The sequence below is a fragment of the Microbacterium canaveralium genome (genome assembly GCF_047238045.1).
Taxonomy (GTDB): Bacteria; Actinomycetota; Actinomycetes; order Actinomycetales; family Microbacteriaceae; genus Microbacterium.
Map to the genome: position 1 here is coordinate 1266864 of NZ_JBDFMA010000003.1, position 20770 is coordinate 1287633.

At 70.6% G+C, this 20770-nt stretch carries 21 protein-coding genes; 9 read left to right on the plus strand and 12 right to left on the minus strand.

From position 1 onward, the window contains the following. Positions 1-75: 75 nt before the first annotated feature. On the plus strand, positions 76-978 hold the full coding sequence (locus ABC271_RS06945) for a CPBP family intramembrane glutamic endopeptidase (RefSeq protein ID WP_412924162.1): 903 nt from the start codon (positions 76-78) through the stop codon (positions 976-978). Here ABC271_RS06945 and ABC271_RS06950 read toward each other — a convergent pair. Continuing rightward, positions 919-1359, minus strand: coding sequence for a DUF2000 family protein (locus ABC271_RS06950; protein ID WP_412924163.1), 441 nt, complete (start codon positions 1357-1359; stop codon positions 919-921). The genes ABC271_RS06945 and ABC271_RS06950 overlap by 60 nt on opposite strands. A gap of 49 nt (positions 1360-1408) precedes the next feature. Here ABC271_RS06950 and ABC271_RS06955 point away from each other — a divergent pair, with 49 nt between their 5' ends. The 3 genes from ABC271_RS06955 to ABC271_RS06965 all read left to right on the plus strand — a co-directional run bounded on the left by ABC271_RS06955 (position 1409) and on the right by ABC271_RS06965 (position 2893). Then, the gene (locus ABC271_RS06955) at positions 1409-2191 is read left to right on the plus strand and encodes a helix-turn-helix transcriptional regulator (RefSeq protein WP_412924164.1); all 783 of its coding nucleotides are present in this window, start codon (positions 1409-1411) and stop codon (positions 2189-2191) included. Between the two features lie 69 nt (positions 2192-2260). Beyond that, positions 2261-2545 (plus strand): hypothetical protein, encoded by a 285-nt coding sequence (locus ABC271_RS06960; RefSeq protein WP_412924165.1) that lies wholly within the window; start codon positions 2261-2263, stop codon positions 2543-2545. A gap of 39 nt (positions 2546-2584) precedes the next feature. Then, positions 2585-2893 carry a helix-turn-helix domain-containing protein gene (locus tag ABC271_RS06965; RefSeq protein ID WP_412924166.1) on the plus strand — a complete coding sequence of 103 codons (309 nt, stop codon included), beginning with the start codon at positions 2585-2587 and terminating at the stop codon, positions 2891-2893. A 30-nt stretch (positions 2894-2923) separates the two neighbouring features. Here ABC271_RS06965 and ABC271_RS06970 read toward each other — a convergent pair whose 3' ends face one another. Together ABC271_RS06970 and ABC271_RS06975 are read right to left on the minus strand one after the other, a co-directional pair. Further along, entirely contained in the window at positions 2924-3139 is a 216-nt protein-coding gene (locus tag ABC271_RS06970; protein ID WP_412924167.1) for a hypothetical protein, read from the minus strand. A 249-nt stretch (positions 3140-3388) separates the two neighbouring features. Beyond that, on the minus strand, positions 3389-3694 hold the full coding sequence (locus ABC271_RS06975) for a hypothetical protein (RefSeq protein ID WP_412924168.1): 306 nt from the start codon (positions 3692-3694) through the stop codon (positions 3389-3391). A gap of 124 nt (positions 3695-3818) precedes the next feature. Here ABC271_RS06975 and ABC271_RS06980 point away from each other — a divergent pair, with 124 nt between their 5' ends. After that, a complete protein-coding gene (locus ABC271_RS06980; protein ID WP_412924169.1) occupies positions 3819-4631 on the plus strand; it encodes a shikimate 5-dehydrogenase in 813 nt (270 codons plus the stop codon). A 49-nt stretch (positions 4632-4680) separates the two neighbouring features. Here ABC271_RS06980 and ABC271_RS06985 read toward each other — a convergent pair whose 3' ends face one another. Continuing rightward, positions 4681-5985 (minus strand): ABC transporter permease, encoded by a 1305-nt coding sequence (locus tag ABC271_RS06985; RefSeq protein ID WP_412924170.1) that lies wholly within the window; start codon positions 5983-5985, stop codon positions 4681-4683. Then, positions 5982-6689, minus strand: coding sequence for an ABC transporter ATP-binding protein (locus tag ABC271_RS06990; RefSeq protein WP_412924171.1), 708 nt, complete (start codon positions 6687-6689; stop codon positions 5982-5984). Before ABC271_RS06990 ends, ABC271_RS06985 begins: the two co-directional genes overlap by 4 nt. A gap of 131 nt (positions 6690-6820) precedes the next feature. On the opposite strand from ABC271_RS06990, the gene ABC271_RS06995 reads away from it, so the two are divergent. Beyond that, positions 6821-8029, plus strand: a complete 1209-nt coding sequence (locus tag ABC271_RS06995) for a sensor histidine kinase (RefSeq protein WP_412924172.1) — start codon at positions 6821-6823, stop codon at positions 8027-8029. Further along, positions 8026-8691 (plus strand): response regulator transcription factor, encoded by a 666-nt coding sequence (locus tag ABC271_RS07000; RefSeq protein WP_412924173.1) that lies wholly within the window; start codon positions 8026-8028, stop codon positions 8689-8691. The genes ABC271_RS06995 and ABC271_RS07000 overlap by 4 nt, the downstream gene beginning before the upstream one ends. A gap of 16 nt (positions 8692-8707) precedes the next feature. Here ABC271_RS07000 and ABC271_RS07005 read toward each other — a convergent pair whose 3' ends face one another. Both ABC271_RS07005 and ABC271_RS07010 read right to left on the minus strand, forming a co-directional pair. Beyond that, a complete protein-coding gene (locus ABC271_RS07005; RefSeq protein ID WP_412924174.1) occupies positions 8708-8935 on the minus strand; it encodes a hypothetical protein in 228 nt (75 codons plus the stop codon). Positions 8936-8990: 55 nt separating this feature from the next. Then, the gene (locus ABC271_RS07010; RefSeq protein ID WP_412924175.1) at positions 8991-10736 is read right to left on the minus strand and encodes a Na+/H+ antiporter; all 1746 of its coding nucleotides are present in this window, start codon (positions 10734-10736) and stop codon (positions 8991-8993) included. 248 nt (positions 10737-10984) lie between these two features. Between ABC271_RS07010 and ABC271_RS07015 the strand changes: the two genes are divergently transcribed. Continuing rightward, positions 10985-11320: a hypothetical protein gene (locus ABC271_RS07015; protein ID WP_412924176.1), complete on the plus strand. Its 336-nt coding sequence runs from the start codon at positions 10985-10987 to the stop codon at positions 11318-11320. Positions 11321-11353: 33 nt separating this feature from the next. Here ABC271_RS07015 and ABC271_RS07020 read toward each other — a convergent pair whose 3' ends face one another. Then, positions 11354-12274, minus strand: coding sequence for a helix-turn-helix domain-containing protein (locus ABC271_RS07020; protein WP_412924177.1), 921 nt, complete (start codon positions 12272-12274; stop codon positions 11354-11356). 217 nt (positions 12275-12491) lie between these two features. Here ABC271_RS07020 and ABC271_RS07025 point away from each other — a divergent pair, with 217 nt between their 5' ends. Further along, positions 12492-13478 carry a carbon-nitrogen hydrolase family protein gene (locus ABC271_RS07025; RefSeq protein WP_412924178.1) on the plus strand — a complete coding sequence of 329 codons (987 nt, stop codon included), beginning with the start codon at positions 12492-12494 and terminating at the stop codon, positions 13476-13478. Between the two features lie 15 nt (positions 13479-13493). On the opposite strand, the gene ABC271_RS07030 is transcribed toward ABC271_RS07025, so the two are convergent. The 4 genes from ABC271_RS07030 to ABC271_RS07045 form a co-directional block, all read right to left on the minus strand. After that, complete coding sequence (locus tag ABC271_RS07030; RefSeq protein ID WP_412924179.1) at positions 13494-16847, minus strand: ATP-binding protein; 3354 nt, start codon at positions 16845-16847, stop codon at positions 13494-13496. Then, positions 16844-17584 carry a DUF4194 domain-containing protein gene (locus ABC271_RS07035; RefSeq protein ID WP_412924180.1) on the minus strand — a complete coding sequence of 247 codons (741 nt, stop codon included), beginning with the start codon at positions 17582-17584 and terminating at the stop codon, positions 16844-16846. Before ABC271_RS07035 ends, ABC271_RS07030 begins: the two co-directional genes overlap by 4 nt. Beyond that, entirely contained in the window at positions 17577-19052 is a 1476-nt protein-coding gene (locus tag ABC271_RS07040) for a DUF3375 domain-containing protein (RefSeq protein WP_412924181.1), read from the minus strand. The genes ABC271_RS07035 and ABC271_RS07040 overlap by 8 nt, the downstream gene beginning before the upstream one ends. A 260-nt stretch (positions 19053-19312) precedes the next feature. After that, a complete protein-coding gene (locus tag ABC271_RS07045) occupies positions 19313-20716 on the minus strand; it encodes an APC family permease (protein WP_412924182.1) in 1404 nt (467 codons plus the stop codon). Positions 20717-20770 lie beyond the last annotated feature (54 nt).

Genomic DNA, 20770 nt, shown 5'->3' on the forward strand with positions numbered 1-20770 from the left:
GCCCTCCTATCAATGGGGGTGATGACATCGCCCGTCACGATGTGCGGCCACCCATCGGCCGGGAAAGGATCCGCCATGACATCGCCATCGAACGCCCCCGCTCGCGGCGGCGGGATCGCCGTGTTCCTCACCGTCGCGTTCGCCGTGACGTGGGCGGTCTGGACGCCGATCCTCATCCAGGCGCAGACCGACGGGCTCGAGCGGATGCCGTGGACGTTCTTCCTCGCCTCGATCGGACCGCTCTGCGGGGCGGTCGCCGCCGCGGCGTGGGAGGGCGGACGGCGCGGGCTCGTCGAGTGGGCGCGCACGACGTTCTCGGTGCGCTTCCGGTGGGTGTGGTGGGCTGCCGGGATCGGGATGCCACTGGCGTACTTCGTGATCGCGTGGCTCGCCGTGTTCTTCGTGACGGGTGGCTGGCCCGACGCCGCGGGGTTCGGGCTGACCGAGAAGCTCCCGGGCCTCGCATGGCCCGTGGTCGCGGCGGTGTGGGTGCTCACCTTCGGGCTCGGCGAAGAGGCCGGCTGGCGCGGTTGGCTGCTGCCGGCGCTGACGCGACGCGTGTCGGCGTTCTGGGCGGCGCTGATCGTCGCCGCGGTGTGGATCGTGTGGCACGCGCCCGCGTTCTTCTTCAACCCGACGTATACGGCGATGGGCGCGGGCATCGTCGGCTGGATGCTGGCATTGGTGTGCGGGTCGTATCTGCTGGCCTGGATGACGCTCGGGGCGCGGGGGAGCATCGTCCCGGTGCTTCTGTGGCACGCGGGTTTCGACCTGCTCACGGCCGCGGATCAGTCCGCGGGGATCATCGCCTCCACGATCAGCGCGATCGTCATGGTTCAGGGGGTTCTCTGCGCGTGGCTGCTGTGGCGTCGGCGGCACACCGGGCGTCGCTTCGTCGCCACCGTCGCCGAGCGGGGCTCAAGCGTGGAACACCGCTCCCTTCGCGATGCGATCGACGACATTCCGCGGACCCCGTAGGGCGATGCCGACCAGGTCGAGATCCTCGGCCGGTACGGCGGCGACGGCGGCGCGATTGGCCTCGTCGTGCATCGTCGCGAAGAGGTCGCGCGTGTAGATCGCGAGGGCGACGTCCTCGCGCGCCGCGGCCTTCGCGCGGGCACGTGACAGCAGGTCGGCGTTCCCGGTCAGCACGATCACCGGCTGCCGCAGCATCGGCAGATACTCGATGCCGTCGGCGTCGCGGTAGGGCTCGCCGACCAGGTCGGGCGCGCTCGTCGTGATGCCGGCGATGAGGAACGCGGTGACGTTGAGTTCCTGCCAGGCGGCCAGGTCTTCGCGGAGGACGACGACGATCTTCGTGTCGAAGGACGGCGTGGGTGCGGGGGTCGGGTCGGTCATGGGTCCAGCCTCGGCCCGGGGACTCTCCGCCGTCTTGTACGTTTCTTGCATGATCGAACGGGTGCGGGCGTGGCATCCCGACGTCCCGTTCCTTCGCGAGGTGTACCACGCGAGTTTCGATCATGCGTATCCACTGCACACCCACGACGACTGGGCCGTGATGCTGGTGGACCGCGGCGCGGTCGCGTACGACCTCGATGGCGTCGCCCATCGGGCCGCGCCGGGGGCGTTGACGCTTCTTCCGCCGGGGATCGCCCACGACGGACGCTCGGCGGTCGCGGGGGCGGGATACCGCAAGCAGGTGCTCTACCTGCGCCGTGACTGGCTTCCCGACGGCACGGCCGACCGCGTCGCGCGGCGCCCCACCGTGACCCGCGGCACCGCAGAGTCGGCGGCGAGGCGCGTCCACGCTGCGCTGCGGTATCCGGGCGAGGAGATGGCCGCGGAGCACTGGTTGCTCGCGGTGCGCGATGCCGTGCTCGCGTACACCGGGACCGCCTCGGTTCCCGTCCGAGACGTCCCGCTGGCTCGGCGCCTGCGTGCGCTCGTCGATGATCGGTACACCGAGTCGTTCACCATCGCTGCGGCGGCCGACGAGCTCGGTGCCCATCCCAGCCACCTCGTGCGCGAGTTCTCGCGCGCTTACGGAATGGCACCCCACCGCTACCTCGTCGCGCGGAGGGTCGACGCCGCACGACGCCTCCTCGTCGATGGATGCCGCCCCGCGGAGGCCGCGGCGCGCACCGGCTTCCATGATCAGGCGCATCTGACACGGCATTTCCGCCGCGTGTGGGGGGTGACACCCGGGGCCCTCGCGCGTTCGAGCTCGTGAATGATGCTCCCGCTCGAATCGAGTGAGGCCATGTATACGTGGTATACAGGTGGGGGGTCAGAGGATGCCGTGGGGGACGTCATGGACGAGGGTGAAAGTCGAGCAGGGGCGGATGCCGCCGGGGCGCGTCCGGACGATGTGCGCTTCCAGGTCCATACGGCGATGCTGAGCGTGCTCCGTTACATGTCGGGCGATCTCTCGCTGACGGAGGCCGCGGCGCGCGCGGAGCTGCCCCGCAGCGTGATCACCGAATTGAGCAGCGAACTGGCGGGATTCATGATCCCGCGCACGGTGCGCTCGATGCGCTACGTCAAAGCGCTCGTCTCGGCAAGGGGCGTCGATAGTACGCGATAAGCAATCCCCGACATGCCACACTGGCGTGGCAATGTGTACATGGCTTCTTGGCATCCCGGTCCCGTGTTAGCGCCCGGCGCGCCTGATCCGTGGGCGGAGTATTCGCGGATCTTCGGTGCGAACCTTCAGCGTGCGCGTCTTCGGATCGGGCTCACCCAGGAGCGCGTCGCCCACGCCGCCGGATTGTCGACGTTCACCTATCAGAAGCTGGAAAAGGGCGAGTCGAACCCCGGGACGGCGGCGAACCCGCGCATGCAGACCCTCGTCTCCCTCTCGCTCGTCCTGGGGGTATCGGTGGCCGACCTGCTGCCGACGCCCACCGAGGACCTCCTGCCGGGGGCGGGCTGACCCGAGGCGGACCCTCGCGATCCGCACCGCTCACGGTGCCGCTTCGCCGAACACGCGCGTGAGCGTGCGAACGAGACGGTGCGCGCTCTCCTTGCTCAGCACCAGGCCTCGTCTCACGTCGTCTTCCGGCGTGATCCAGATCCACGTGTCGCCCCAGCGCACCTCGACACCCACGGCGAGATCTGTGGCGGCAACCCGGTCGAACGGGGCCGCGCCCGCTCCGGCGCGACGCTCGATGACGGCCACCGGCCACGGATCACTTCGGTGCGAAGCGGACTCGTGCTCGGGGCGATCATGAATGCCGTTGCACCACCTCGGGCACGCGCTATCGGTCGGCCGGGGGTCTGCATCCATGGGACACCAATCTCACGAGGCATCTCCGCCGGGCGGGATCGTGCCCTCTTCGGCGCGCGGCGCGCGATAAGCCCCCCGGCGCCCGGGGGGACATTACCACGCATACATGGTGTTCGTGAGGGCGGATTCCGCGAAGTGCCGTTATTCGTGCACCTCGAGGTGCCACCCGTCGGCGCTCATGAACCACCGCGCCGCGTGCCCGTCGACCGGCTCCATTCCGAGTGTCGCGGCCCACCGCCGCACGATGCGGGTCTTGCGCGGTGATCGCGGATGCGGCGTGCCCACCAGTGTCACCTGGCCGTCCCAGTGCTCGACCGACCAGTGCAGGGAGGGAAGCGAGCGCTTTCGCGCCCACCGGCGGAACGTGCGCTCGATAGCGGCGCGAAGTGCGGCGTCGATCTCGTGCGCGACGAGTTCCGAGGAAACTCCGGGCGCATTCATCACCATGTATGCATGGTAGAACACGCGCCGCGTCCCCGTCTCCGTTATCGAGATCCTGGGGGACCGGCGGCGGAGGCGCTCACATCCGCCTCGTACGATCGAAGCATTCACCCTGCACCCGGAGGTCGGCATGCCCGAATTGAGCAAAGACACGACGTTGTGCATATCGCTGGCCGGTCGGCCCTCGAATATCGGCACCCGATTTCATAATTTCCTCTATGCGGAACTCGGCCTCGATTTCGTCTACAAGGCCTTCACGACGACCGACATCGTCGGCGCGATCAGCGGAGTCCGAGCACTCGGCATCCGAGGGTGTTCGGTCTCGATGCCGTTCAAGGAGGCGGTGATCCCGCTCGTCGACCGCATCGAGCCGTCGGCCGCGGCAATCGGGTCGATCAACACGATCGTCAATGACGGGGGAGTGCTCACGGCCTCGAACACCGACTACGAGGCCATCGCGAGCCTCATCGCGAGCCACCGGCTCGACCCCGCGGCATCCGTCCTCGTGCGTGGATCGGGCGGGATGGCCAAGGCCGTGGTCGCCGCCTTCCGCGACGCGGGCTTCGCCGACGTGACGGTCGTCGCCCGCAACCCCGAGGCCGGCTCCGCGCTCGCCGAGAGCTACGGGTTCCGGTGGGTCGCCGAGGATCCCTCGCCTGGCGCCGACATCATCGTCAACGTCACCCCACTCGGCATGAACGGCGCGGATGCCGAGGCGCTGGCGTTCTCGCGAGAGCACATCGCCGCAGCACGCACCGTCTTCGACGTCGTCGCCTTCCCCGCGGAGACCCCGCTCATCCGTTCCGCGCGGGAGGCGGGGAAGGACGTGATCACCGGCGCCGAGGTGATCGCGCTGCAGGCCGCCGGCCAGTTCGCGCGGTACACCGGTGTCACTCCGACGTCCGATCAGGTCGCGCGCGCGTCGGCGCACTCGCGCGCCTGACGCGGCGAGGCCCCGTGGTCGCGCCCACGGGGCCCCGTACGGGAGGGGATCACTCGTAACGGAGGGATTCCACCGGGTCGGCGCGGGCCGCGCGAGCGGCGGGGAGGCTTCCGGCCAGGAACGCGATCCCCATGATCACCAGCGACGTCACGACGATCGAGACGGGGTCGAACGCGATCAGCTGCAGCCCCGGGAGGTCGCTGAAGAGCGTGCGGGTGAGCCCGGCGCTGACGGGAACGCCCACGGCGATGGCGACGACGGCGCCGAGGACGCTCCCGAGGAGCCCCAAGACGACCGCTTCCAGACTGAACAGCGTGAAGATGCGGCCGCTGCCCATCCCCATCGCCTTCATCAGCCCGATCTCTCGCGTCCGTTCCTGCACCGACATGAGCAGCGTGTTGACGATGCCGAAGCTCGCCGCGAGGAGGGCGATGACCGCGAAGGCGTTGAGGACGAGCACGATGCCGTTGATCACGGCCTGGAATGTCCCGAGCTGGTCGGCGACGGTGCGGCCGGTGTAGCCGGCATCCGACAGGGCTGCTTTGACAGTGTCGACCTGCGCCGGGGTCGCCGATGGTGCCAGCGACACGCTCGCGGTCGCGTACCGGTCGAGCTGGTCCTGCGGAACACCGGTGTTCTGCGCCGTGTACAGGGCGTCCTGGAGCGCGGTGTTGGTGGTCACGGCGGTCGTCGTGGTGAACGCCTCCTCGGTGACGCCCGTGACCGTGGCCTCGATCAGGTGCTGGGTCCGGAGCGGATCGGTCACGGCGATGGTGACGGTCTTCCCGACGGCGTCGGCGGCGTCGGAGAAGCCCAACGGCGACACCAGGGCGGTGGGGAGAGCCACCTGAAGCGCGTCCGCGGAGTTGTCCGGCGCGACGCCCTCCGACAGCTGCGGGGTCTGACCGCCGATGATGCCGCCCGCCGACGCGACGTAGCGGTCGCCGCCGTCGTACTGGACGAAGTCGACCGTCGCGGAGCGGACGGGGGTCACGCTCTCGACACCGTCGATGCCCTCGAGGGTGGTGATGTCGGCGTCGGTGAGCGCCGAGACCTCGCTCCGGGTACCGGGCTGTCCCGGGCTCGTCTGCGCCGAAGCGATGGCGTCCGGGTCGTACTTCTGGGGAGCCGTTCCCGTGCCCGCGTTCGTGGACGTCTTCGACACCGTCAGCACGTTCGACGCGCCGATCGAGGAGACCGTGCTCTCGATGAAGCCGTTGATCCCGGTGCCGAGACCGTTGGTCAGGGTGAGGGTGAAGGCTCCGACGAAGATCGCGAGCACGGTCAGGATCGTGCGCGTCTTGGATCGGAAGGTGTTCGAGAAGGCCGTCGAGATCAGGTCGAGGGTTTTCATGCTGCCTGTCCCTCCTCGGAGACGATGACGCCGTCGCGGATCTGGATGCGACGATCGCAGCGGGACGCCAGGTCTTCGTCGTGGGTCACGACGATGAGCGTGATCCCGTGCTCGCGGTTGAGGCGGAAGAGGATGTCCTCCACCACCGCCCCGGTCGCGGAGTCGAGGTTGCCCGTGGGCTCGTCGGCGAAGATCACCTGGGGGTCGTTCACGAGGGCGCGCGCGATCACGGCGCGCTGCTTCTGCCCGCCCGAGAGGGCCGTCGCCTTGTTCTTCGCCTTGTCCTGCATGTCGAGCTCGGCGAGAGCGGCGAGCCCGCGGCGCTTGCGTTCGGCGCGCCCGACCCCGGCGATCTTCAGCGGAAGGACGACGTTCTCGAGCACGGACACGTTGGGCGTGAGGAAGAACTGCTGGAAGACGAAGCCGAACGTCTTGTTGCGCGTGCTGTTCAGATGACGGCCGCGGAGGGTGCTGGCATCCGTCCCGTCCAGGGCGATGACGCCGCTCGTGGGGGCGTCCATCAGGGCGAGGAGGTGCATGAGCGTGGACTTGCCGGACCCGCTCTTGCCGACGATCGCGACGCTCTCACCGCGCCGGATGTCGAGAGTGACGCCGCGCAGGGCGTCGAAGCGGGCGGAGCCGCGGCCGTACGACTTGTGCAGGTCGACGACGGAGAGGAGCGGGGGAGGGGTATCGGGTGTCATGGTCCCACCCTCGCCGTCGGGGCCGCCCCGCGCGTCCCATGACGGGGGTGGATGCCTACCCCCGTGGGGGGATTCGTTTCTGCCCCCGCACGGTGATGGTCTCGTGCGGCGGGGCGCGTCAGACTAGGACGATGCGACCGTCCACGAGCCTCGACACCGCGCCGAGGCCGGTGCGCCCGGTCCCGCCGTGGGTTCGCGACATCGTTGTCGCGGTGCTGGTCGTCGCGCCGGCGTTCGCGCCCGTGCCGTTCCCGGAATTGCGCCCCGCGAGTCCCCTCGTCTTCCTGCTCGTCGTCCTCCCGGCGGCCGTCCTCCCGCTTCGACGTCGGTTGCCGCGCACGGTGCTGGCCGTCTGCATCGCTCTGTACGTCGCCGCGCTCGCCCTCGGCACCCTCTCACCCGGTGCGGCGCTCGCGGCGGTCATCGCGGCCTACTCGGTCGCGAACCGGTTGGGCCGTCGCGCGGCGGCGCCGGTGAGCATTGCCGCGGTCGTCGTGGTGATCGGGGCGAGCATCGTCGTCACCCTCACGACGGGAATGGACACGCGGTTCCTTCAGGTCGGTCTCGCCGTCGCGCTCGCCGGGGCATTGGGCGATGCCGCCCGGTCCCGACGCGCGTACGTTCAGGCGGTGATCGAGCGGGCCCGGCGTGCCGAGCAGACGCGCGAGGCGGAGGCCCGCCGCCGCGTGACGGAGGAGCGCCTCCGCATCGCACGCGACCTGCACGACGCCGTTGCGCATCAGATCTCCGTGATCAGCCTCAACGCGGGGGTGGCCTCCTCCGCCATGGAGTCGCGCCCGGAGCGTGCCCAAGAAGCGCTCGCGACCATCCGGACCGCCTCACGGGAGGTGCTCGCGGAGATCGGATCGATGCTCTCCGTGCTGCGGACCCCCGACGACGCGGGGCCACGCGATCAACCGGGTCTCGCGCGGCTGCCGGAGATCGTGGAATCGGTGCGCGTCGCGGGTTGGGAGGTCGTCGTCCGCGACGAGCTCGGCGACGAGCCGCTGCCCCTCGGCGTCGACATCGTCGCGTACCGCGTCGTGCAGGAGGGGCTGACCAACGCTCTCAAACACGGCGCCGCTCGCCGCGCGTTCGTTCTTCTGCGGCGCGACGGCGACGATCTGGAGGTGGTCGTGACCAACCCCGTGAGCCATGAGCCGCAGCCCGCCGATTCTCCGGTGTCCGGCTTCGGGCTCGTGGGCCTGCGCGAGCGCGTCGACTCGGTCGGCGGTGTCGTGGAGGCCGGGCCCGCGCCGGGCGGATATCGTCTGGCCGCTCGGCTCCCTCTCGTCGCCTCGAGTTCTGTGCGCCGGTCGACCCCCGGAGGCCTGTCGTGACCACCGTTGTCGTCGTCGACGATCAGGCCCTCATCCGCGCGGCGGTGCGTGACCTCCTCGACTCCGCGCCCGGCATCGACGTCGTCGGCGAAGCCGCGGACGGCGAGGCCGGGGTCGACGCGGTCCGCCACCTGCGACCCGACGTGGTCGTGTGCGACATCCGGATGCCGCGGATGGACGGCATCGAGGCGACCCGCCTCATCTGCCGCGACCCCGACCTGAGCGATACCCGCGTCCTCATCCTCACGACGTTCGAGGAGGACGACTACGTCGTCGCGGCTCTTCGAGCCGGAGCGAGCGGCTTCATCGGGAAGGGCGCCGAACCCGAGGACATCGTCCAGGCGGTCCGCGCCGTCCACGACGGCGGCGCACTGCTGTCGCCCGCGGCCACGCGCGCGATGATCGAGAAGTACGTGCGAGGCGCGGCATCCGAGGCTCCTCTGCCCTCGCCCGCCCTCGACGCCCTCACCGACCGAGAGCGGGAGATCCTCCGGCTGGTGGGACGCGGGCGCTCGAACGACGAGATCGCCGCGGAGCTCTACATCTCACCCCACACCGCCAAGACCCACGTGAAGAACACGATGATCAAGCTGGGCGCGCACGATCGCGCCCAGCTCGTCATCGCGGCCTACGAGAGCGGTCTGGTGCTGCCGGGGCACTGAGCCCTGCGGCCCGTCGTCAGACGATGCCGCCGACCATGGCATCCCGGCGCAGCTGCGCGTGCGTGGCGTGGAACTTCCCATCCGCCGTCCACCATGCCTCGTGGCCCGCGGCGTCGGGGTGCTGCTCGACGACGACGGGCCAGTGCGCCTTGATGTCCTTCAGGTAGTAGCGGATCTCGCCGCCGATCGTGCGCTTCTCGACCTTGTCGGACGCTTCCAACTGCTCTCGCGTGGGCTCGCTCATGGCGCCAGCCTAGGCGTCGCCTCGGTCACGGGGGAGGGCGGAGCCGGACGCCGCGTCAGTCGGCGGCGCGGTCCATGCCGCGGGCGCGGATCTCCTCGATGTCGAGGTCGGCGAGGATACGACGGGCGACGAGGTCGTCGATCGTGCCCTCACGCCGCAGCCGCAGCAGCACCTCGCGCTTGCGGTCGAGGATCGCCAGGCGAAGCCGCGTGGCCTCGCGATGCCGGATGAGCGGCGACCGTTGAGTGATGTCGATGTCGTCGCTCACCGCGATCATCTCCAACTGCCCCACGGGACGCCGGCCGTCGTCGTCGCCGTCGGCGGCGGGTGGGATCGGCCCCATGCGCGACGCCGCATCGTCGCCCCCGGCATCCATCGTGTCGTCGTCGTCGCGGTCGCGCTCCTCGGCGGCGCGCTGGCGCGCCACGGCGCGGGCGTTCGCCAGTTCGAGGCGCTCGTACCCCTCCTGCCGTGCGCGATCCTTCACGGCATCGCTGACGCCGTGCTCGGCGGCGAGGTCGTCGAGGGCCACGAGGGCCGCGCCGGTGATCGCCCGTTGGGCGAGCTCGAACTCCTCGACCGCGGCGTCGTCGGCGGGAAGCTTCGCCCAGCGGATCACGACGGGAAGGAGCGGACCCTGCACGAGCAGGGTCAAGACGATCACGCCGGCGGTGATGAACACGACGGCGTCGCGCCCGGCCACGGGAGTTCCGTCGGCCGTGGTGAGGGGAACCGAGAGCGCGATCGCGAGCGACACGGCGCCGCGGAACCCCGCGACCGTGCTCACCACGCGGGAGCGATGTCGCAGCGAACGGGAGGAGCCGGGACCGGGGCGCGAGAACGGCGAGAAGAGCCACTGGAACAGGTAGCGCACGATCGCGAGCACGATCCATGCCGCCACCGTGATGAGCAGCAGGATGCCGATCTCAGAGGGCGAAATCTCGTGCAGCACGAGCTGTATCTCCAGGCCGATGAGCACGAACAGCGCGCCGTTGAGGAGGTAGACGCCGAAGGGCCAGGTGGCATCCGCGGCTCTCCGCGACATGGCTGTCGTGATGCGCGGGGCGATCCACGCGACGATCAGCCCCGCGAACACGACGGCGAGCACGCCGGAGGCGTGTGCGATCTCGGCGAGGAGGAACGCCACGAACGGCACGAGCGCGAGCGTGAGGTTGATCGTCAGCGTCGACTCCATGCGGCGCAGCGCCAGGTACGCCAGCGCCGCGACAGCGACGCCCGCGGCCGCGCCGCCGAGGTACGACAGGAGCACCATGCCGGTGATCTGCCACGGGGTGACCTGGTCGCCGATGAGGAGCGATACGGCGATCGAGTACAGGACGAGGGCCGTTCCGTCGTTGGTGAGGCTCTCGGCCTTCAGCTTCATGAACGTGCGCTCGGGAAGAAGTCGTCCGAGCGCTGCGACGGCGGTGGCATCCGGGGGAGCGACCGCCGCACCGAGCACCAGTGCCGCCTCCCACGGCACGCCCATCCAGGTCGCCACGCCCGCGACGGCGAAGGCGGATGCCACGACGAGGAGAGTGCTCATCGGCACGATGTACCGCAGAGACCGGCGCACCGAGCGCAACGAGGTCGTCCACGCCTCGCGGAACAGGAGCACGGGGAGGAACAGCAGCAGGACCGTTTCGGGCGGGAGCTCGATCTGCCGCAGCTCCGGCACGAACCCCAGCGCGAGCCCGATCACGAGCAGGACGAGCGGCGTCGCGACGCGCAGCCGCGGGGCCAGCACCGTACCCACGAGCATCGCCAGCCCGAGCAGAACCGTGACCTCGAGTCCTTGCATCCCAACCGCCTTCCGCCGCGCCCTCACCTCACAGCGTAGAGAGCGCGCGGAGAATTCCCGACGTCGCGTTCGCTCAGGGCGTGCGCGGGTAGTCGTCGGTATCAGGGAATCACCGCCGCGCCCGAGGCCGGCACGATGAGGCGGATCCTCTCTGTCGCGCTGTGGGCGACGGAGTCTCGATCTCGCCGGGTCCACGTGGTGCCAAGTGGACCTTTTGCGATGTCGAGGCTGAGCGGCATTCTGGTCCAATGATCCCTGAAAACCGAGGAAGCGACCGGTTTGAAAGTCCAATCGCTCCGGAGTGGACTCTTCTTGATCTGTGCGAGTGGATCGGCGCCGATGACGGTCGATGCCACGACCCGCGCCTGAATGCGCTGCTCGCCGCCGTCGAGCGTGCGCTCGCGCCCGAGCGCACCGGGGCGGTCTCGACGGTCGTCCTCGTCCGATCGATCGCCGCCCGTCTCGTTGCAGAGCCGCACCTGGGTGGACTGCGCCTGGGAAGCGCCCTCGATGTGCCGGCCCCGTCCGCCCGGGAGGTGGACCGAACTCGCGTGCCGAGCGACCGCGCAACGATCGCGGCGTGAGACTGCGCGGATCCGGGTGCGCTGTCCGGCCCGCTACGGTCGGCTGTCCCTGGCGAGGGCGCGATGAGCGGCCGGCGAATGCTGCCACTGCCGACGGAACGCGCGCGTGAACGACGTGGGGTCCGTGAACCCGCAGGCGAGCGCGATTTCGACCACAGGCATCCTCGTCGTCTCCAACAGGCTGCGCGAAAGGTCGAGGCGCGCGCGGCGGATCTCGGCCGCGGGACTGCTGCCCACTTCCGCGAAGGCCGCGTGGATCGTGCGTTCCGACACCCCCGCGGCCTCCGCGAGCGTGCCGACGCGCAGCTCCGCGTCGGCGATGCGGCTCCGGATACGGTCGCGCGCCTCCGCCCGGACGGCCGCGTGCGACCGGGCCCGGGCGCGCACGGGCGCGCCGACCTGTCCCGTGAACACCTCCCGCAGGAGCTCGACGCTCACCCGTGCGGTCTCGGCGGGGGAGGGGAGCAGCCCTCGACCGGCGAGGGACGAACCGAGGATGCGCGCGAGCAAGCCCAACGTGCCGTCCCCGCGCAGTGGGGCGGCGACCGCGTCGCGGAGCCGACCCGCGGACAAGCCCAGTGCGGAGACGGGGGCTTTGACGACCAGGATGTCGCTGTCTCCGGGGAAATCGAGGCGGTACGGCGCGTCCGCGAGATACAGCACGCCGGAAGCGGGACGGGCCACCGTCGCCCGGCCCCGCTGGGTCACCCTGCCGATGCCGCGCAGCTGGAGCGAGAACAGCGCGATCCCGGAGTCCGCCGAATCGATCAGCTCCTCCGCGCGGACGACCTCGCCGCTGGTCGAACGCACCCGCGAGTACGCGACGTCCGAGACGCTCTCGTAGTCGACACGGATGCGCGGTTGCGAAGCGTCGCCGGACACGCGCAACGGCACGAAGATCTCCGAGGCCAGTCGTTGCCATTGCTCGGTCGACGTGGGCTGCGCCGTCACCATCCCTCCATTGTCGCGAGGAACGGTTTCCCGCGTGTTGTCGAACGGCGTCGGAACCACGGACGGGGACGACGCCGACGTAACGGTCGTGTTGCGTGGCCGGCATCCTGCGGAAAATGCCAGCTTTCCCGCGGGCTCGGCCTCCCGGCCGGCTCGGGCGCGGCCGTAGCGTTCCTGTCGCCGGCGGGGACCCGACCCCGGCGGTCCGGAAGGAGACCTCATGACCCGTGTTCGTGCCGCCGCCGTTCAGGCGGAGCCGATCTGGTTCGACCTCGACGCGACGACCACCAAGACCGTGGAGATCATCGCGCAGGCAGCCACCGAGGGTGTCGACCTCGTCGCGTTCCCGGAGACCTGGCTCCCCGGGTACCCCCTTTTCCTGTGGGGGATGCCGCCGGTCGAACAGATCCCCCTCGTGAACGCCTACCGCGCGAACTCGCCGCGGATCGACGGTCCGGAGATCGCGCGCATCCGCGACGCGGCACGGGCACACGGCACCACCGTCGTGCTCGGCCTCAGCGAACGCGACCACGGATCGCTGTACATGGCGCAGCTCATCGTCGGGCCCGACGGCGACGTGCTTCTGCACCGTCGCAAGCTGAAGCCGACGTTCGTCGAACGCACGCTCTTCGGCGAGGGGGACGGATCAGGCCTGCAGGTGATCGACACCCCACTCGGGCGGCTCGGGGCGCTGAACTGCTGGGAGCACCTGCAGCCCCTCCTGAAGTTCAGCATGTACGCCCAGCACGAGCAGATCCACGTGGGCGCATGGCCGCCGTTCGGCGATCAGCTCGCGCAGTTGTCGGCGGAGGCGTCGATCGCGATGAGCCGCACCTACGCGATGGAAGGCAGTGTGTTCGTCGTCATGGCCAACGGCGTCATGAACAACGTCCCCGGTTTCGCCGGCGGAGGTGCGGCGGGGATCTACGGCCCGGACGGGTCGCTCCTGAGCGACCCGCTCGACCCGGCGCACGAGGGTCTGGCCGTCGCCGACCTCGACCTGGATGCCATCGACATCGCGAAGGTGTTCGCCGACCCCGTCGGTCACTACGCGCGGCCGGACGTCTTCACGTTCGCCGTCGACCGGACCGCTCGTCCGGCGGCGACCGTGGGTGCCGTCATCGAGGCAGGATCCACGTCCGGAGGCGCGCCTGCCGCCGTCGAGACGGGCCCGGATGACGGGAGCGCCGAGGCGATCCCGTCGTGACCCGCCCGGGGGGCCTCAGACTTCCGCGGGCAGCGCCACCTTCGCCTTCGCCCACGAGCGGCCGCGGGTGTCCTTGAGGATGTCGTACTCGACGTCGACGTGCGGCTCGATGGCGCTGTACTTGTCGTTCGGCGCGCCGATGACGAGCTGGAACCCGAGGCCGCGCCACGCACCGATCGCGCGCTTGGTGAAGTGCGCGTCGGCCTTGATGAGCGCCTCGTCGAGGAACACCGGGGCATAGCGCGGGCGCTCGGCTCCGGCATCCCCCAGCTGGTAGCGCAGAGCCGCGCCGACGATGAACGCGATGAGCTCCTGCGACTCACCGCCGGACTTCTCGCCGATGTGGTCGTAGAGCGCGACGTGTTCGCCGGTCGCCGCGCGGAAGCGCTCGGCGCTCACGCGCACGTGATTGCGGACGTCGATGAGGTCGGCGAAGTCGGGTGCGGTCGGGCGGATGCGGCCGATGAGCCGTGCCATCCGGCCGTACACCGCCTCGCGTTCCTCGTCGCTTGCGGCCGCGTCGATCGCCGCGCGCACGTCGCGCAGCTCGCGGCGGAACCGGCGCCGCACCTCGGACTGGCTCTCGCGCGGGACGATCTGCAGGCGGTGCTCGTCGTCGTAGAACGGCAGGTCGCGCATGATGTCGTTGATCGGTGCGATGCGGTCGCGGATCTCTCGCAGGGCTCGGGTGAGTGAGGAGTCGAGGTTCGTGAGGTCGTTGCCGGAGAGCCGCAGCAGGCTGTCGCGCCACTCGGCCTCGAGCTCGTGCAGCCCGCTCGCCTCGAGGTCGGCGAGGATCCGCTCGAAATCGCCGAGCGACTCGTCGGGGTCGGCGAGCAGGTTCGGGCTCGGCCACCGGTCGAGGAACGCCGTGAGCGTGCGCCGCAGGCTCTCGCGCTGCTCGCTCCACGTCTCCTGCGCGCTGCGCTGGTCTTCCAGGAGCCGCTTGGACGCGGACTCCAGCGCCGCGTCGAATCGCGCGAGGCGTTGCGACGGGTTCTGGTCCTCGCCGGCGGGCGCCACGAACAGCGCGTCGAGGTAGGCGCTCTCGTCGTCGGTGAGCGTGAGACCCGCGTCCTCGGCATCCTCGAGGCGCACGTGCGCCGCGTCGACCTCGTCGGTGATCTCCGCCCAGCGGGCGGCGAGGCGCTGCTGCTCGGCCTTGGCGCTGCCGATCTCCTCGCGCAGCCGCGCGGCACGGGAACGCGTGCCGGAGATCTGCTCCTGGAGCTCGGCGATGCGGGGGTTGCCGGCCGTGATCTCGGTGAGCGTCTCGGTCCAGCGTTCGATCTCGCGGTCGACGGATGCCGTGTCCACCTGGTCCCAGGTCAGATCGGCGATCTTCTCGAGAGCGCTCCGGCGGTCGTCGAACGCGTCGAGGGCGGCGGCCGCCTCGTCGACGGCGGTCTTCGCCCGATCGAGCTCGCCACGAACGCCGCGGATCTCCTCGCCGAGCTCGGTCAGGCGGACGCGGCTGGAGAACCCGAGGATGCTCTGCCGTGCCGAGCCGCCGTGCGCTCCGCGCGCCCCCTGGCTGCTCTGCCCCGAGATGGTGAGGGCCATCCGGTGCTGCGACAGCTCGCGCGCGGCATCCACGCAGACGAACGCGAACTGCTGCTCCAGGCGGTCCTGCAGCCAGCCCGTGAAGGGCGAGATCCGGTAGTCGAGGCGGCCGGGGAGCGTCGCGGGGTCGAGGCCGGTGCGTTCGGGGAGACCCGTGGTCACGCCCTCGAATCGCAGGCGTTCCGACAGTCGGACGCCGTCGATGGCCGCGCGGAAGGATGCCAGGTGCGCGGCATCCACGAGGAGCGTCGTGGCGAAGCCTCCGAGCGCGAGCGTGAACGCCCCGCGCCACGGTTCGAACTCGGTGCGCACGTCGACGAGCTCGGCGACGAACGGCAGCTCCGCGGCCGTGAGGCCGGCCGCTTCGGCCAGGGCCTCGCGCGCCTCGTGGAGGCGGGGAGGGATGTTGTCGTCGCGCGTCTGCGTGCGACGGTGCTCCGCTTCGAGTGTCGCGAGCTGCTGGCGCAGCGCTGTGTGTCGGCTGCTGGCGGTGACGAAGGCGTCGCGGACGGCGCTCTTGGCATCCGCGTCGGAGAGCGTGCGGCGGGCATCGTCGACGAGCGCCGCGAACTGCTTCGCGTTCGTCGCCTCGGTGTCGAGGACGGCGAGCGCGGCATCGAACCGGTCGCGGTCGCGCTGCATGCCCGAGCGGCGACGTTCGAGTCCGCGCAGTTCGCGCTGCGCGGCCTCGAGCCGGTCGCCGCCGGCCGCGCGCAGCACGTCGCCCAGCCCCTCGCGCTCCGCCTCGGCCGCGTCGGCCAGCGCCTGGCGCTCGCGAACGAGCGCGTCGGTGGCGTGGGTGCGTTCGCGCAGCTCGTCCTCGACGGCGCCGAGCAGGTCGATGCGGCGTTGCGCGCGCCACAGCGACGCGCGCGAGGTCGGTTCGCCGAAGCGACCGAGCCCCTCGATGATCCGCATCCGTTCGGCCGCGTCGTCGATGCGGCTCGTGATGGTGCGGATCGGCTGCAGTGCCCGCACCTGCTGGCGTGCCTCGAGCATGCGTGTGCGGGTGCTCTCCAGCCCGTCGAAGTGCGTGACGACGGCCTCGGCGGTCGCGAGGGTCTCGGGCTCCTCGAGGACCATGCGCTTGTAGAGGTCGTCGACGGTCGTGATCTGCTGGCCGGCCTGGATGCGCGCGAGCAGGCTCATGGCCTTCGCTCCGGCGCCGGCAGCCCCGATGCCGAGCACCGCGTGCAGGCGTGCGGAGAACTCGCGGTCGGTGGCGAGGGTGTCGAGGCCGGTCGCGCGGACCGCGGAGTCGGACAGGTGCTGCGCCGCCGCCCGCTCGAGCGCGCGGAGGTCGAACCCGCCATGGATCGTGCCGCGCACCTTGACGGCATCGTCGAGCACGCGCGCGGCCGCGGGGAAGTACCACGCCCGCACCGCGGTGAACCGGGCGCCGTCGTGGTCGAGCCACGTCATCGCGATGGCCGTCCACGTATCGGTGCCGTCGCCGCGGAGCACCCGCACCTTCGTGCCCTCGTCGGTGCGCGATTCGTCGAGCTTGCCGCGTCCGTACGAGAGGATGTTGCGCTGCTCCTGGCCGCGCGGGCGGCCGACCACCGCGCCGTTGGAGGCGCCGTTGAACGGCGTCGTGTGGGGCATCATGAGCGCGACGTAGGCGTCCATGAGCGTCGACTTGCCCGAACCCGATCCACCGCACAGGAGCGTCGCGGTGGGCGCGAAGCGGACGCGGTGCTCCCCGTCGTATCCGCCCCAGTTGATCAGCTGCAGTTCCTCGGCCACCCACTGCTGCCCGCGTGACGCGGCGGGGATCAGGCCGAACAACGTCTCGAGCATCGTCATGCGTCCTGCTCCTCGTGGATGGTCCCGGATGCCACGGCCTCGACGACGTCGGACGGCGCGGTCGTGGCATCCGCCGTCTGCTCGTCCAGCCACCGCTGGAGATCGCGCAGCACCTCGGCGCTCAGGACGATCTCGATGAGCGGACCGATGCGGTAGCGGCCCTCGGAATCCTCCTCGATGATGCCCTCGCGGTCCAGGCGCGCGATCGCCGTACGCACGGCGCGCTGCTGGCTCGCGCGCGTGCCGTCGGTCTCGGCGAAGTAGGTCAGCACGGTCTGCTCGACCTCTTCCACGTCGACGCGAGCAGACGGCGCACCCGCGGTGGTCTCGCGCTGGAACACGGTCCGCAGGTACACCAGTACGAGCGTCTCGGCCCGCGAGTAGGCCTCGTCCTTCAGCAGGATCGGCACGTCGACCTCGTCGCTGCGGACCTGCTCCTTGTACGCGACGCCGCGATCGTGGTCGACGACGAGTCGCACGAAGAGGTCGTTGAGGCGCGACTCGATCATCTGCTGGTGCTCGAGCAGCAGCTTCCACTCGGCGGGGGAGCTCTCGGCCAGCAGGAACCGCCGCTGGAGGACCCGCACGAGCACCCGTCGCACGTCGGCGTCCAGGATGCCGCGGTCCCCGGCGAACAGGGCGTCGGGGTCGTTCTCCATCGCCACGGGCGCGATGAAGGCGGGGGTGTCGTCGCCCGGCGCGGGCACGGCGGGGGCGGACGTGTCGACGTCAGGCATCGGCATCCGTTTCTGTCGGGCGGACGGCGGTGACCGCCGTGAAGGCGAAGCGGCGGGTGGTCCCGTCGGGGCGGACGGCCTCGACCACCGAGACCTCGTCGCTCTCGGTGAGGCCGCCCCGATGGGCGATCTCGAGGAGTCCGACGAGGTCGACCGGGCGTCGGGTGTGTTCGTCGGCTCCGGCGAAGGCCGCCGCGAGGTCGAAACGCGCGCCGAGGGTCTCGACATAGCGTTCGAGCTCGGCGTAGTGCGGGCCGCCCCAGGCCCGCGTGTCGGCGTCGACGAACTCGACATCGGCGGCGTCGGTCGACAGCGGCTCGGGAGCGCCGGGCGGGCGCACATCGCTCAGCGACCGGCGCAGGTGGCCGATGTCGGCGAGGGGCAGCGTGCGCACCGGCTCGACCCGTCCGGGGGTCTTGGTCTGGCTCCAGCGATGGAGCCCCGCCATCACCGACCGCAGCAGGTCGTCGACCTGGCGGTCGCGGATCGGGTCGTGGGTCTTCACCTGCACGGTGATGACGTGCGACGCCCGCCGCTGAGCGGTGAGCACCTCGAGCACACCCGCCTCGACGCGGCGGGCGATGGCATCCAGCTCTCCGCGCTGCTCGGGGGTCATCAGGCGCGCGAAGGGCTGGGTGAGCACGGCGTGCAGCTGATCGGTGAGGTCGTCGATGTGCTCGGGGTCGCCGATCAGGCGCAGCGCGCCCTGGAAGGCCCGACCCTCGGGCGTGGACTGCATGACGTGGCGCCCGCGTTCGAGGTACTCGCGGAGCACGTCGCCGGTCGGGCGGGCATCACGGCGCAACTCGGCGACGACGTCGCGCTGCATCGACACGATCGACTCCGCGACCCGCGAGAAATCGGCCGGCAGCTCGCGGGCGAGATGGATGACGTTCTCCGCCTCCTCCAGCAGGTGCTCGTCATCGGGCGGCTCGACGACGCCGTCCTCGAGCGCCGCGATCTCGGCATCCAGGGCTGCTCGCTCCGCGAGCAGAGCCTCGCGTCGCCGGTCGGGATCGGTCTCGGCGTCGCGGGCCAGGCGCTCGACGGCATCGAGCAGCGTCCGCACGCGGGACCGTGAGACGCGGGCACGGCCTCCGCCGGCGCGTCCGGCGATCTCGAGCGCGCCCACCGCGTGCGCGGAGAGGCGGTACACCTCGACGTCGTCCTCGATCTGCAGGCTCAGCCACCCGACCCGCACCCAGCCGCGGCAGATGTCGCGCGCCGAGCCGGCGGGGATGCGCCGGTCGTCCTCGGTGTCGTACCCGGCGGCGCGCAGTTCGTCGATCGCCTCGGCGACCTCGACGTGGGCGTCGGCGACCGCGACCGCGGGGCGGTCGGGCGAGAACACGTTCGACAGCACGGCCACGACGAACGGTGCGAACCGCCCGTGCAGCAGGTCGAGCATCGGGTTCTTGAACGCCGTGACCGAGCGCAGGTAAGCGGCTTCGGCGCGGGTGGTGGTCACTGGCTCGAGTTTACCGACGAGCCGGGGCGGGCACCGATCCCGCGGTCGTCACCGCGAGCCCGCGGGCCGACCTCCCCGCGCCGGCCCGCGGGTGGGGCGAGCCGAACTCCGGAGAAAGTCGCTGCCGGTACCCGAAGGCCGCGGCGCGGGCGCCTGTCGGAGCAGGAACTCCGGAGTTCGACCCGGTGCGGGCGGCGGAACGGCGAAGCCGCGGCATCCCTCCCGTGGGGCGAGGGATGCCGCGGCCTCGATGGTGCGGGTCAGACCTCCGAGCGCGGGCCGGGGACGGTCTTGTTGACGCCCGTGACCGGCTGGTTCTCGTCGAACGACGCGATCGGGCGCCGGAAGCCGCGGGTGAGGATGACGAGGTACACCACGCCGAGGCCGGTCCAGATGAGACCGCCGACGAGCGCGTGCGTGTCGAGGTTCACCCACAGCAGGCCCGTGAGCAGCATGCCGATCGCGGGCATCACGATGTACCGGAAGATGTCGCCCGGCGTCTTGCGCAGACCCTTGCGGATCGCGAACCACGCGATCACCGAGATGTTCACGAACGTGAAGGCGATGAGCGCGCCGTAGTTGATGTACGCCGCGATCTGTTCGAGGGTGAAGGCGATCGCGAGCAGGCTCACCACGCCGACGATGATGATGGAGATCGTCGGGGTGTGCGTCTTCGGGTTGATGTAGCCGAAGATGCGGCGGGGGAGCACGCTGTTGCGCCCCATCACCATGAGCATGCGCGAGACCGAGGCGTGCGAGGCGAGCCACGACGCGAGGGTCGCCGCGAAGCCGGCGGCGGTGAGGACCGCCTGGAGCACCGGGCCGCCGACCTGGACGCCGATCTCGGGCAGCGTGCTGTTCTCGATCGCCTCGGGCGGGAAGGCCGCGGAATCGGGGAAGCGCAGCTGTGTGAAGTACGACGCGACGAGGAAGATCACGCCGCCGGCCACGAGCGTCAGCAGGATCGCGCGGGGCATGATCTTCGGCGTCTTGGCCTCCTCGGAGTACATCGACACCGCGTCGAAGCCGATGAAGGAGAAGCACACGATCGTGGCGCCGGCCAGGACCGCGCCGAACTGCACCTCGCTGTGGGCGAAGGGCGCGATCGACACGGCCGTGCCGGCCCCCGCGCCGCCGACGAGCTGCACCACGACCATCACGACGAACACCGCCATGACGAGGATCGAGAACACCAGCAGGACCATGTTGACATTCGAGGTGCCGCGCATCGTCAGGTAGATGACGCCGGTAACTCCGGCCGTGAAGACGACGACCCAGATCCAGCCCGGGACGTCGGGGAAGAGCGCCTCCATGTAGCTGCGGAGGATGAGGGCGTTGACCATCGGCAGGAGCATGTAGTCGATGAGGGCGGTCCACCCGACGACGAAACCGACGCCGGGGTGGATCGACTCGCGGGCGTACGTGTACGCCGACCCCGCGCTCGGGATGACGCGCACCATCTTGCCGTAGCTGATGGCGGTGAAGATCAGCACGACGAGCGCGACCGCGTAAGCGGCAGGCACGACGTTGTTGGTGCCGTCGGCGACGAGACCGAAGGTGTCGAACACGACGGTGGGGGTCATGTAGCCGAGACCCAGACCCACGATGGACCAGAGTCCCAGGGTGCGGGCGAGCTTCGCGCCCGAGGCAGAGGGTGCCGACACGGCGGCACCGATGTTCTCGTTCGTGGCTTCTCCTAGAGGGGCGGGTCGGGATCG

Coding starts and splice junctions, on each gene's coding strand:
- ABC271_RS07015 (WP_412924176.1), top strand. CDS start 10,985: ATGATCCCTGAAAACCGAGGAAGCGACCGGTTTGAAAGTCCAATCGCT.
- ABC271_RS06965 (WP_412924166.1), top strand. CDS start 2,585: ATGGCTTCTTGGCATCCCGGTCCCGTGTTAGCGCCCGGCGCGCCTGAT.
- ABC271_RS06990 (WP_412924171.1), bottom strand. CDS start 6,689: ATGACACCCGATACCCCTCCCCCGCTCCTCTCCGTCGTCGACCTGCAC.
- ABC271_RS07020 (WP_412924177.1), bottom strand. CDS start 12,274: ATGGTGACGGCGCAGCCCACGTCGACCGAGCAATGGCAACGACTGGCC.
- ABC271_RS07025 (WP_412924178.1), top strand. CDS start 12,492: ATGACCCGTGTTCGTGCCGCCGCCGTTCAGGCGGAGCCGATCTGGTTC.
- ABC271_RS07010 (WP_412924175.1), bottom strand. CDS start 10,736: ATGCAAGGACTCGAGGTCACGGTTCTGCTCGGGCTGGCGATGCTCGTG.
- ABC271_RS06955 (WP_412924164.1), top strand. CDS start 1,409: ATGATCGAACGGGTGCGGGCGTGGCATCCCGACGTCCCGTTCCTTCGC.
- ABC271_RS07030 (WP_412924179.1), bottom strand. CDS start 16,847: ATGACGATGCTCGAGACGTTGTTCGGCCTGATCCCCGCCGCGTCACGC.
- ABC271_RS07005 (WP_412924174.1), bottom strand. CDS start 8,935: ATGAGCGAGCCCACGCGAGAGCAGTTGGAAGCGTCCGACAAGGTCGAG.
- ABC271_RS06995 (WP_412924172.1), top strand. CDS start 6,821: ATGCGACCGTCCACGAGCCTCGACACCGCGCCGAGGCCGGTGCGCCCG.
- ABC271_RS06980 (WP_412924169.1), top strand. CDS start 3,819: ATGCCCGAATTGAGCAAAGACACGACGTTGTGCATATCGCTGGCCGGT.
- ABC271_RS07035 (WP_412924180.1), bottom strand. CDS start 17,584: ATGCCTGACGTCGACACGTCCGCCCCCGCCGTGCCCGCGCCGGGCGAC.
- ABC271_RS06945 (WP_412924162.1), top strand. CDS start 76: ATGACATCGCCATCGAACGCCCCCGCTCGCGGCGGCGGGATCGCCGTG.
- ABC271_RS06985 (WP_412924170.1), bottom strand. CDS start 5,985: ATGAAAACCCTCGACCTGATCTCGACGGCCTTCTCGAACACCTTCCGA.
- ABC271_RS06950 (WP_412924163.1), bottom strand. CDS start 1,359: ATGACCGACCCGACCCCCGCACCCACGCCGTCCTTCGACACGAAGATC.
- ABC271_RS06975 (WP_412924168.1), bottom strand. CDS start 3,694: ATGGTGATGAATGCGCCCGGAGTTTCCTCGGAACTCGTCGCGCACGAG.